12 protein-coding genes and 1 pseudogene are annotated in these 11,702 nt (G+C 43.3%); 9 read left to right on the top strand and 4 right to left on the bottom strand.

The features are described from left to right. Window positions 1–131: 131 nt before the first annotated feature. The 3 genes from F6K37_RS20560 to F6K37_RS20550 all read left to right on the top strand — a co-directional run bounded on the left by F6K37_RS20560 (window position 132) and on the right by F6K37_RS20550 (window position 4,049). Window positions 132–275 carry a hypothetical protein gene (locus F6K37_RS20560; RefSeq protein WP_287251780.1) on the top strand — a complete coding sequence of 48 codons (144 nt, stop codon included), beginning with the start codon at window positions 132–134 and terminating at the stop codon, window positions 273–275. Window positions 276–602: 327 nt separating this feature from the next. After that, the gene (locus F6K37_RS20555) at window positions 603–2,822 is read left to right on the top strand and encodes a pentapeptide repeat-containing protein (RefSeq protein ID WP_287251779.1); all 2,220 of its coding nucleotides are present in this window, start codon (window positions 603–605) and stop codon (window positions 2,820–2,822) included. A 708-nt stretch (window positions 2,823–3,530) separates the two neighbouring features. Continuing rightward, window positions 3,531–4,049 (top strand): hypothetical protein, encoded by a 519-nt coding sequence (locus F6K37_RS20550; RefSeq protein ID WP_009149152.1) that lies wholly within the window; start codon window positions 3,531–3,533, stop codon window positions 4,047–4,049. A 219-nt stretch (window positions 4,050–4,268) separates the two neighbouring features. On the opposite strand, the gene F6K37_RS20545 is transcribed toward F6K37_RS20550, so the two are convergent. Both F6K37_RS20545 and F6K37_RS20540 read right to left on the bottom strand, forming a co-directional pair. Beyond that, a complete protein-coding gene (locus tag F6K37_RS20545) occupies window positions 4,269–4,724 on the bottom strand; it encodes a hypothetical protein (RefSeq protein WP_009149151.1) in 456 nt (151 codons plus the stop codon). A 221-nt stretch (window positions 4,725–4,945) separates the two neighbouring features. Continuing rightward, the gene (locus tag F6K37_RS20540) at window positions 4,946–5,089 is read right to left on the bottom strand and encodes a hypothetical protein (protein ID WP_154659880.1); all 144 of its coding nucleotides are present in this window, start codon (window positions 5,087–5,089) and stop codon (window positions 4,946–4,948) included. A gap of 64 nt (window positions 5,090–5,153) precedes the next feature. Here F6K37_RS20540 and F6K37_RS20535 point away from each other — a divergent pair, with 64 nt between their 5' ends. Further along, window positions 5,154–6,026 carry an S-methyl-5'-thioadenosine phosphorylase gene (locus F6K37_RS20535; RefSeq protein WP_287251776.1) on the top strand — a complete coding sequence of 291 codons (873 nt, stop codon included), beginning with the start codon at window positions 5,154–5,156 and terminating at the stop codon, window positions 6,024–6,026. Between the two features lie 73 nt (window positions 6,027–6,099). Here the strand turns inward: F6K37_RS20535 and F6K37_RS20530 are convergent, their stop codons facing one another. Continuing rightward, window positions 6,100–6,384 (bottom strand): hypothetical protein, encoded by a 285-nt coding sequence (locus F6K37_RS20530; RefSeq protein WP_287251775.1) that lies wholly within the window; start codon window positions 6,382–6,384, stop codon window positions 6,100–6,102. 38 nt (window positions 6,385–6,422) lie between these two features. Here F6K37_RS20530 and F6K37_RS20525 point away from each other — a divergent pair, with 38 nt between their 5' ends. Further along, window positions 6,423–6,974, top strand: coding sequence for a chorismate--pyruvate lyase family protein (locus tag F6K37_RS20525; protein ID WP_287251774.1), 552 nt, complete (start codon window positions 6,423–6,425; stop codon window positions 6,972–6,974). Here F6K37_RS20525 and F6K37_RS20520 read toward each other — a convergent pair. Beyond that, window positions 6,931–7,092, bottom strand: coding sequence for a hypothetical protein (locus F6K37_RS20520; protein ID WP_287251773.1), 162 nt, complete (start codon window positions 7,090–7,092; stop codon window positions 6,931–6,933). The genes F6K37_RS20525 and F6K37_RS20520 overlap by 44 nt on opposite strands. Before the next feature lie 216 nt (window positions 7,093–7,308). Here F6K37_RS20520 and F6K37_RS20515 point away from each other — a divergent pair, with 216 nt between their 5' ends. From F6K37_RS20515 to F6K37_RS20500, 4 genes and pseudogenes are all read left to right on the top strand, one after another. Next, window positions 7,309–8,631, top strand: coding sequence for an effector-associated domain EAD1-containing protein (locus F6K37_RS20515; protein WP_287251772.1), 1,323 nt, complete (start codon window positions 7,309–7,311; stop codon window positions 8,629–8,631). 46 nt (window positions 8,632–8,677) lie between these two features. Beyond that, complete coding sequence (locus F6K37_RS20510) at window positions 8,678–10,171, top strand: VMAP-C domain-containing protein (RefSeq protein ID WP_287251771.1); 1,494 nt, start codon at window positions 8,678–8,680, stop codon at window positions 10,169–10,171. After that, window positions 10,168–11,139 (top strand): AAA family ATPase, encoded by a 972-nt coding sequence (locus tag F6K37_RS20505; RefSeq protein ID WP_287251770.1) that lies wholly within the window; start codon window positions 10,168–10,170, stop codon window positions 11,137–11,139. The genes F6K37_RS20510 and F6K37_RS20505 overlap by 4 nt, the downstream gene beginning before the upstream one ends. A 125-nt stretch (window positions 11,140–11,264) precedes the next feature. Further along, window positions 11,265–11,702: pseudogene (locus tag F6K37_RS20500) on the top strand (hypothetical protein); the annotation flags it as partial.

The raw sequence follows: 11,702 nt of genomic DNA, 5'->3' as shown, positions 1-11,702 counted from the left end.
TTAAGCTTACAGCTATGGTGATCGGAACAATCATCCACTGTGGGAATAGTTTAGTCATTGTCATCCCCTAAAGTCTTGTGATCTATTACTAATACACTTGTCCTAGATTACTTGACTATCTAGAATTAAATTTGTTTCGGGTAAGCTATCAGCTATCAGTTATCAGCTATCAGCTATCAGCTATCAGCTATCAGCTATCAGTTATCAGCTATAAGCTATCAGCTATAAGCTATCAGTTATCAGCTATCAGCTATCAGTTATCAGTCAAAGGCTGACGGCTGACGGCTGACGGCTGACGGCACCTCAAGTAGCTTGCGCGTAGCGCATATGCTTACTCTAGTCCCATTAACCCCAAGGGCGGGGTACCTCACCCAATTGAAAACTGCTATATAATAATGAGGCTGATTTCATAGCGGATCAGTGCTCTCGCCGGTATTCAACCGGTTGAGTCTGGACGTACTTATATATAGTCATCAGGTGTTTGCCCCAAAAAATGGTATGAAGCAAAATCTGCGATAATCTCGCCCTTATTTGCTTACTGATCCTTGAAATCAGTGTTCACAGTCATTAAAAAGCCAAAAATCGCAGCCTGAGCATTAAATATGGCTAGCCCCACTCTAAAAACAGGTCACAACCGAGAAGGTAGCTGGTATTTTCCGCTGCGACTGAACTTGGTTCTGCCACTGGTGACTAGGCGTTGCGTGGCAGCGCTTTTGGAAGTATCGCTGGTAACTACTAGTGCATTGCTCCCTTACGGGATTGGTTTGTATGCAGAAAAATACTCGAAGGCAGAACCAGTTCCCCTTAACCCAGTGTTGGGGGCAACCCAGAATGCGATCGCAAAAACTCTAGCTTACCCCCGCCTACAACTAACCAAGCGAGTCACTCCCCTGACCAATTTTTTTTGGTGTGCTTCGTTAGTGATGCCAGTAGGAGTAACCCTATGGCAACTTTATCTGCTGGGAAAAACTGGTCAAACTACTCCCAAAGGTTGGTTTGGAGTGCGAGTGGTTACCGCTTCGGGAAAACCCCCTGGTTTGATCGGTGCGGTGTGGCGTGAGGCAGTGGGACGCTGGGGATTACCACTGGGAAGTGCTTATTTACTCTGGCGCTACACTGGAGCGTTTCCTGACTTGGTGATTTTGTTGGGATTGGCAGGATTGATGCTATTGGCAGAGAGTTTTTGTTCTGTATTAAATCCTCAACATCGCAGCCTCCACGACTACATAGCCGGAACTTATGTCTCGGATTCCTCTCGGTTGCTCTTACCGTACTGGTCAAGTTTTGAATCCTCCCCAACACCCGAGTATGAAGAGGTTGAGCTAGAGGAGGAAACTGATGGGCAATGGTCTAATCACCAGGAAGCTACCTCGGGTTACCGTAGCGCAACAGTTAATCCCATTACCCTGATCTCATTATCGCAACAGCACTCCCCCAATCTTTGGTTGTGGATGCGCCGACATCCCGGTCTTACTCTGCTAATTGTTACCTTTGGCGGGATGGGTTCTGTACTGGGCACGTTTGTGGGAACCCAAATCTATATTCAAAGTCAGGCCAATTGGCGAGCGTTCAATCAGCAGAAAAATGAGGTCTTTCTGACCTTAGTGAAACAATTAAGCTCTACTGATAGCACTGCTCAAGAAAAACGTTTGGGATCAATTCTGGCTCTAGGTAGGATAGACGACCATCGTGCTGTACCGTTTCTGGTGGATTTGCTGGGTCAGGAAAATACCCCTAGCTTGATTGATACCCTCCAACAAACTTTGGTCAGTAAAGGTGTTCAACCCCTTCCCCATCTACGAATATTGAATCAATCTTTGGCAAACGACCAGAAAACCCTAACCAGGGAAGGTAAACCAGGGGTTGGGGGAGTGCTAGCGGTGCGGCACCGAGCAACTAAGCAAGCTATCTCGAAAATTCTGACTATCTACGACGGTCAAGTGCATAATGCTAACCTGAGCTATATTAACCTCAGTAAGGTTAATCAGGGTTATGGCTATTTTAATCCAATTCTGGACAACCTGAATTTGTCGGGCATTAATTTCCGCTACGCTAATTTGTCCGGTGCTAATTTGCAGGGTAGTCGCTTCTATGGCCCTGGTGAGGATCAACATTTTGGCACTTTTGATGATTGGGTCAGCGACTTCAGCGGAGCTGATCTGAGGGCAGTTAACCTCACTGGTGCTATTCTCGATAATGTCTTGATGAATCGCACCAATTTAATCGGGGCAACCCTGAACCGAGCTAGATTTTATAACAGCAGCCTGATCGGTGCCAATCTCAGCAGTGCCCAGTTGATTAATGCTGATTTCCGTAGAGCTATCTTAGAAAATGCTAGCCTGACAGGAGCCAATTTGGGGGAAGCAAAATTCAGTCTCTCTAGTCTCCATGGTGCTCGTTTGGGCAAAGTTAGTGCTGTGAGGAGTGATTTCTCTTCTGCTGATTTAAGTCAATCAAGCTGGCAAGGAGCGAATCTTTCTAGGGCAAATTTGAGTAATGCTAATCTCAAAAATGTTGATTTCAATTCAACCCAATTGGTAGGGGCTAATTTACGCAATGCTAAGCTGTACAATGCTAAGCTACGTTACGCTAATCTCAGTGCTGCGGATTTGCGAGGGGCTAATTTAGCTGGAGCAGATTTTAAGGGAGTTACCTTTGCTATGGCTAAACAGACTAAGGCTAATCAATTTATTACTTTGCCTCCACCTAAATCGAATTTAGCCCGGATCAAGGGGGTTGATTTTGCTAATGTTAAAAATTTAGATGAGCAGCAACTTCGATATATTTGTACCTATGGTGGACTTCATCCTCGATGTTTGTGACACTCTTTTAGAGTAGGGAACAGGGAACAGGGAATCGGAACCCACCCCTAACCCCTCCCAGGAGGGGAACGGGAATCGGGAGTCGGGAATCGGGAATCGGGAGTAGGGAGTAGGGAGTAGGGAGTAGGGAGTAGGGAGTAGGGAATCGGGAGTAGGGAATCGGGAGTCGGGGTAAGCTATCAGCTATCAGCTATCAGTAACGGGCAAGATGCCCGTTCCACCCACCGGGTCAAAAAGCTTTTAGGAGATGCACCCAACAAGGAAGAAACAAGTGGTAATAAACAAGTGGGAAAAAATCAAGTAGGCTAAAGTTTTTAACAAGAGAAAAAATTAGCGATGCTCGGTAAGATCCGCTACGCGATGCTCGGTAAGATCCGCTACGCGATCGCATAAATTCAAAAGTTACTGAGTCGATTCACTATCTTCGAGTTGACTTCAGTTTAAAACCCGCTTAACCACCATAGTTATTGCTTAATTGATTGCGTTTGATGTCAAGTTAACTATCAACAGTAAAAAAAACAAACATCAACCTGTATATTAGGTTTGTATAGCGTTTTTCATAGCTATGAGGTATATTCAATTTTATTACCTCTGTTCCCTGTTCCCTATTCCCTGTTGCCTTTGCTATATTAGTTTCACCGCAGCAATTAAGCTAAGATAAGCGAGAAAGCAGCCATCATTAGAATTAGGTATTGAGGAGTTGAGGAAATGGGTAATGCTATTGGTTTATTGTCCACACTAGGAACGCTAGTGCTGGTGAGTCTGGCTAGTTTAATGATTAAGTCGCAACCAGCATTTGCTCAAGCTGCCTACGGAAGTTATGTGGGAATCGGTCCTACGTTTGGTATTACAAAGGATGATGATGGAGAAGGTCAGCAAATTGGTGGATTAATTGCGTTTCGCTACAAATTCCTAGAAATCCCCATTTCCTTCCGGACACAAGCCCTGATTGGTGCTGGCACTGCTATTGTGCCAACAATTTCCTACGATTTCCCCCTTAACTGGCAAACCGATGCTTACGTGGGAGCAGGGGCTGTATTTGCTAGCGGTCACTCTCCCTCACCAGTAGGAGATAAGACAAGTTTTGCTATACAACCTGGTATTGATTTTATGATTCCTAATAGCCAAACGGTTTTGTTTGGTAATGCGATTATTGCTTTTGATGCCTATCGGGAGGGTGGCGGCGTGGCTGCCTCTGTTCAAGGTGGATTTGGTTTAAGATTTTAGTTTGAATCGTCGGGAGTCGGGAGTCGGGAGTCGGGAGTCGGGAGTCGGGAGTCGGGAGTCGGGAATATTTGCTCAGAAATGTTGAATCGAGTAGTAAACGATTACCAACATGGCTGATGTCTGTCTATCGTTGTTGTCAACACAGACATTCTTCCCCCTGTTCCCAGATCCGCTGTTCCCTATTCCCTATTCCAAAGTTCAACAAGTCTGCTTTTTACTTCAATTCAAAATAGCCCCGTCCGGTATAGTTTCTTGTTTCATTGTCCAAAATTGGCTCAGTACATGAATTTGCTTTAATCCCACAATTAAATTCAAACCAGGTATGAAAATCCACCACACTACCAGAGGTTCTGTGAGTCCTTCTTGTCGATACAGTTGGTTAACTGTGCGGTAAAGCCTGAACTGCACAATGTAAATCCAAACGATACCGACCAGGGAAAACCAACCAAACCACCCAGGCACATCGGGATCTAATATCCATAAGGCTTGTGGAACGGCGACACCTAAAAGGAACGGTAGTAAACACAGGTTACCGGACCAACCAGAATTGTTATAGTCTCGCAACTCTTCCTGAATGATCCACTTGTACCAACCGTAATACAGCGTTAATGTGGCTACGGATAGCAGCATCACTTTTACCAGAGGACGGGGTTTCCCAAGAGGTTGGTCAGACATAAGGCAAAACTATTGGATCGGAACATCACTCTGTATTTTAAAATCCCTTAACGTAAGCATTCAGCTATCAGCCTAAGCGCTACGCGCACGCTACGCGAACAGCTATCAGCTATCAGCCTAAGCGCTACGCGCACGCTACGCGAACAGCTATCAGCTATCAGCTATTAGCGAACAGCGATTAGCGCTACGCGCACGCTACGCGAACAGCTATCAGCTATCAGCTAATGCACTACAGATGGTGCACTACAGATGGTGCTATCAGCCATTCGCGTAGCGTGGCCTTGGCCTTTGGCCACGCTACGCGAATGGCCAAGGCTTGTGGCTGACGGCTGACGGCTGACGGCTGAATGCTTACCCCTTAACAAAAATTAATACAATTTAAGGTAGAATGACTAAACGTTGGACTGAGGCAGAGTAAGAACAAACACCATGGTAAAAGCACAAATTGGGATTATTGGCGGTAGCGGACTTTACAAAATGGCTGCTCTCAAGGATGTGCAGGAGGTACCGATTGACACCCCCTTTGGTCCTCCGTCCGATGCCGTGATGCTGGGAACCTTAGAAGGAACTACTGTAGCTTTCCTAGCTCGTCATGGTCGCAATCATCATCTGATGCCTTCAGAGTTACCCTTCCGAGCCAATATCTATGCCATGAAGCAGTTAGGCGTGGAGTATATCATCTCTGCCTCAGCAGTGGGTTCTCTCCAGGAAGAGGTCAAACCGTTAGATATGCTGGTACCGGATCAGTTTATTGACCGCACGAAGAATCGGGTTTCCACCTTTTTCGGGGACGGGATTGTGGCTCATATTGGGTTTGGACACCCGGTGTGCAACCAACTGGCGGGAATTTTAGTGGATGCGATCGCAAGTTTGGAGTTACCAGAGGTTACCGTACATAACGGTGGCACTTATCTGTGCATGGAGGGGCCAGCATTTTCCACCATGGCCGAATCTAATCTCTACCGCAGTTGGGGCGCAAAAGTAATTGGCATGACCAACTTGCCAGAGGCCAAGTTAGCACGGGAAGCCGAAATTGCCTATGCTACCCTAGCCCTCGTCACCGATTATGATTGCTGGCATGAGGATCATGACCATGTCACCGTGAATATGATACTTGATAATCTACAGCGCAATGCGATTAATGCTCAGAAGGTGATTCAAGAAACAGTGCGCCGGTTAGTTGATAATCCACCGGTTTCTAAAGCCCATTCCGCCTTGAAGCATGCTATTTTCACTCCCTTAGATCAGGCTCCAGAAGCAACTAAGGAGAAGTTGGAGTTGATATTGCGGAAGTATTTGTAAAACTGGAAAGAGCTAAAGGTGGCGCTGGATATATATAGCAATTATCTTTCCCATGAGGTACAAAGGGATCCCCCTAAATCCCCCTTAAAAAGGGGGACTTTGAGGTTGATAAGTGTACCTGATACATGCAATAAACGCTATATATAGCGTTTCTATCAAGGAAGCAGGGACTGAGGCCGTGGGCCACGCTACGCGAAGGGAACAGGGAAAAGTAGGAAAGAGCTTGGATAATTTTTTCCCACTCCCTCGGTGCGCTTTCCGCATTAAGAATTAAATTCGCCACGGGTCGCACCGCTCCCGACTCCCGATTCCCGATTCCCGATTCCCGATTCCCGATTCCCGATTCCCTAAAACCCAATAATTAACACCTCACCCCAATAAAAATTGCTATTAAAAATGAGAAATGATCTACAGCAATCCCTAACTCGAAGTTATATAGACCCCTCGAATCTGAGTATTTTCCAAAGAATTCTGTTAACGACAGATGGCACAGTAACAGATATGTTGGAAGCCTATCTGTTTGAACAGATTCGTCTAGTTAAGTTGTCGGAAGAATTGGTAACAACAACTTATGATATCGACCCAATGGAATTAGATAAAGGAAGTTCAGTACTTGATAGAAAAATACTATTACAGGGTAAAATAAGTCGCAAGAATTATATCTATGCTGAGTCAATTATTGTTATTGATCGCCTAGATGATTACTTTCAAAAAGATTTACTGAAAACTAAAACTCCCATCGGCAAAATCTGGCGAGAGCAGAGATTCGAGACCTTTAAAGAAATTGTGGATACTGGCAAAAAGCCAGCTAACGAATTAGCTGATTATTTTGAGATTGAACCGGAAGCAAATTTACTTTTTCGTACCTATTGCGTCTTTTCTAATCGCCAATCGGTGATGATGATTAGTGAATATTTTCCTGAAAGCTATTTTTTGAATAGACTATAGGGAGTAGGGAGTCGGGAGTCGGGAGTCGGGAGCAGGGAGTCGGGAGTCGGGAGTCGGGAGCAGGGAGCATCTCATATTTGTAAAAAAGTTGCGTAGGGTGCGTTAGGGGGGGCTTCATTTTCTGATTCGTAGCAAGGGTTTGGACAGCCCGCCCCGTAACGCACCACTGTGTCAAACAGGAAAAATGAGATGCACCCGTAGGGAGTAGGGAGTAGGGAGTAGGGAGTAGGGAGTCGGGAGTCGGGAGTAGGGAGTAGGGAGTACAGAGTAGAGATTAGGTATAATAATAAACGCTATATTTTATTTTTTTATTGCTGAAGAATTAAACTGAACTATGAAACTAAATGGAAAGAAATATCAACAATTAACGAATGCTTTACTTGATGCTTTCCCATCAAAACAAAAACTTGCTGAATTAGTTGAATATAAATTAAACAAAAATCTAGATTCTATTGCGATGGGAGATGACTTAGAAGAAATTGTTTTTAAGTTAATTAAAGCTGCCCGAGCAGAAGGATGGGTTGATAAATTAATTGCAGGTGCCCGTGAATCGAATCCAGGTAACCCAGCTTTATCGGCCTTTGCCGAGGAGTTTAATCTTGCTACTGCTACGCCCCAAGCGCATTCGAGCCCTGGGACGGCCAGGAGCACCCATATTCTCCACCTCTCGGATCTCCATATCACCACCAGTGATGAAGCTACCCTTTGGTCAAACCAACTCGCCCAAGACCTCACCCAAGACCTTCAAATCCCTAACCTCGATGCTCTGATCCTATCGGGTGATATCGCGAATTATTCCACTCCAGAAGAATACGAGGCTGCACAACAGTTTCTCGACAACCTCGGCAAAGACTTCCCCCTAGACCCAGAGAAAATTGTTATAGTTCCGGGTAACCATGACCTCAATTGGGAACTAGCAAAGCGGGGTTATCAGTTATTGGATCTCGAAGACTACGATGGTAAACCCAAAGAGGGTCACTACATCGAAGAGAGTCCAAATGTAATTCGAGTCCGAGATGAAGCCAAATACCAACAACGGTTTGCTCACTTCAGCCAATTCTATCAAGCTATCAAAGGTCAACCCTATCCCCTCGACTATGACCAGCAAGCCATTATCGACCATTTCCCAGAGCAAAACTTGCTGATCCTAGGACTAAACTCCGCTTGGGAACTGGATCATCACTTCAAAACCCGTGCTAGCATCAAATCCGGTGCTCTGGCCAACGCCCTGACCAAGATTCGCCGTAACCCAGACTACCGCAACTGCCCCTTGAAAATAGCGGTTTGGCACCATCCCCTCAATAGTGACGGAAGCGATCGCATTATTGACAAAGGCTTCATCGAACAACTGGCCGTTGCTGGATTTCGCTTGTTCCTCCACGGACATATCCATAAAGCCGAAACCAACCGTTTACATTACGACCTCAGCCGAGGTGGACGCAAACTCGACGGAATTTGTGCTGGCACCTTTGGCGCACCGAACTTTGAACTACGATCTGCTTATCCCTGGCAATATAATCTATTGAAAATTAACGATAAAAAGCTTACTGTCTACACTCGCCGCCGGGAAGAACCCAATGGTGCTTGGAAACCTGATTCACGGTGGAGTCAGGGTCCGGGACAAAGTGCTTTGCATTATTATTGTATTGAGTTGTAATCAGTTTTTGCAAAATCTATCCCTTAAACGATTGAAGTAACCGTCAATGAATGCTGGAAATCCCCCTGGCTATCTCCTCGAAAAGATAAACGAAGCACTGTGTAGTGCTTTCCCTGATCAAGGGAAATTAGAAATGATGGTGCTTTATAAATTAAATATAAAGCTGAACAAGGTTGCTAGCGGTGGAAATTTAAAGCAAATCGTTCACGAATTACTAAATTATTGTGTTGCTCAAAATAAGTTGCCAAAATTAATTGATGGAGCACTTAAAGAAAATCCAGAGAATCCTGATTTAAAGGCAATCAAGGAAAAATTTAAAATTACAACTAGTTTAATCAATATATTGCTTCCTTTAGAAAAAAACTTGATCAACAAAATGCAACAGGCTTATCAAGCTTGTTGTGCTGATAACTTCTGGGATGATTGGGAAGATGAACTCCCTGAAAATTTATATGAATTTTTAGAAAAATTGGATGATAGAACTCAAGGAACTGATAATGAAAAACCTATTGTACAATTTGTTGCTCATTTATTAAAAACTGGAGATATTCCCGAGCAAACTGCTGAGAAACTCAAGCAATGGTTAAACAACAATGCTAATAACCCTTCTGATTTATTACCTAAGACTAGCAGTGACTCTCAAAATCATCAGCAACCAAATTTAGATGCACAACCTTATCTGCTTGTCAAGCTAGAATCCAGTAAACAATATCACCAACAACGTCAACCTAATTATCAAGTTTCAGCTTGGTTTATTCCTGACCTAAGTAATTATGATTACGTGCAAAATCATCAAAGCTGTAAATTTTTAGAGACTACACTAGCTGATGGAGAATCTGAACAAGATCTATTTTCTATTGAAGAGTTACCAAAGTTAATAGAATCTTTTTTAAATCAGTCACGTCAATATGACCGGGAATTTTGCGATGATACAATACTTGTATTTTCATTGCCTTATCAACTATTAAACTATGAAATTGAAAGAATTAATATTACAAATTATTTTGGTTTAACACTTCCTATATGTAAGGAGTATAAAGTAGTTATTCGATCTGTGAAACGTTTTGAGCGTTTCAGAAAATATCCTAAGGATTATTACCGAAAAACTTGCATCACAAAATGGAAAATAATCAAATATAGTAGTGAAAATAAATGCCATCAAGAATTTGTTGATGTTAGTAAATTTGATTTTAATTGGGAAAAGTTGCATGCTTATTTAAAACCAGAAAAAATGAAAAAAAAAGCGATAGCATTAAAATTATATAACCCCCCATGTGATAATATATTAAAAGTAATTGACACGACGGCAATCCCAGTTGCTTTATGGCTGAGAAAGAATGATTTTAAAACTATAAATTGTCAAGAGCAACTCAATCAATTACTCAAGTGTAAAATAAATGAACTTCCCGAAAAAGTACAAGAACAACGTTTAAAAGCTCCTAATGAAGACAATGGACAAGAACATATCGGACACCATCTTGCTCTTTTGTGGGAAGACCCCTATCTACTACCACCCCAGATTGACTATACAACCCTATGACTAATAAATCTTGGAAAATTTTTCGCGGAACTCCCGAAGAACCTCACAATGGCATTGAACGCCTGCCTGAGCCTCCTAGCTGGCGGAAATTTGACAAAAAAGAACGGGGTACAACCTATCAGACTAGGCCAGAGGAAATAGAGTTAGTTAATGCAGCGTTGTATCTGCGTCGTCCTTTATTAGTAACGGGAAAGCCAGGCACAGGAAAAACATCTTTGGCCTATGCAGTTGCTCAAGAGTTACAATTAGGAGAAGTGTTACGCTGGAATATTACCACTCGCTCCCATTTACAGCAAGGACTTTATAGTTATGATGCCATTGGTAGATTACAAGATGCTCAAGGAAGCGGCAAGGATAATTTAAGGGAAATTGGTAAGTATATTCAATTGGGTCCCTTGGGAACAGCGTTACTCCCCTCAACTTACCCGAGGGTATTATTAATTGATGAAATGGATAAAAGCGATATTGATTTGCCCAATGATTTATTGACTATTTTTGAAGAAGGAGAATTTGAAATCCCGGAATTAACACGAATCAGTGACCAGTTTCCAGACATTGTTGTCAAAACCTGGGATAATCAAACCACAACCATCCCCAGGGGAAAGGTAACCTGTGAAGCCTTTCCCTTTGTAGTCCTTACCAGTAACGGAGAGAGGGAATTTCCCCCAGCTTTTTTACGGCGCTGTTTACGATTAGATTTACGGGAACCAACTGCCAAGGAATTAGAAGCAATTGTAAAAGCTCATTTAGAGGATAGTATTGAACAAGCCAAACCAATTATTGAAACGTTTCTCAAGCGACGGCAGAAAGGAGAATTGGCTACAGACCAATTGCTTAATACCATTTATCTGTTAACTAACACAGTTAATACAGAGGATGCTCCCATGGTTGACTCTCAAGAAGAAGACAAAGACCAGAAAAAAGAAAGGTTAATTGACCGATTACTCCAGTACCTCAGTAGTATATAGTGTTTATCATAGCTATGAGGTACACAGGATTTTTTCACTCTTGTCTCTTGCCTGCTCCCTGCTCCCTGCTCCCTAAAACCCAGAGATTTGTAGGTCATGATTAGAAGAATTGCTATATAAGAGATATGCTTGAAGAAGCGATCGCTACTCTACAACAAGCAGGATTTGATTTAACTGCTCGGGAAATAGCAGAGATTCTCTGGTTGGCTGTTCATCTAGACGAGTCAATAGACGAGTCAGAACCATCAACTCTATCCCAAGACCAATCACAGCAACCACAGCAGCCATCGCAAGCATCAACGGTATCCCAAGACCAATCACAGCAACCCCGAAATCAAACTCCAAATATCCAACCAGATACCAAAAAATCACCACCTAAAGCCAAAAAACCTGGTGCTGATGTTTATCTACCCTTTTCCAAACCTAAAAAGACTAAAGAAAGTCGAGAAGCAATTCCGATTAAAGTGCCAGCAGCGGTAGCATTGAGAAATAGTTTGGCGTTGGGACGGGCACTTCGTCCGTTAATGGGGAAAGTCCCATCTGCTATAGAAACAATATTGGAT

It is taken from the genome of Moorena sp. SIO4E2 (genome assembly GCF_010671945.1).
GTDB lineage: Bacteria > Cyanobacteriota > Cyanobacteriia > Cyanobacteriales > Coleofasciculaceae > Moorena > Moorena producens.
This window is presented reverse-complemented; position numbering and strand designations above follow the sequence as displayed.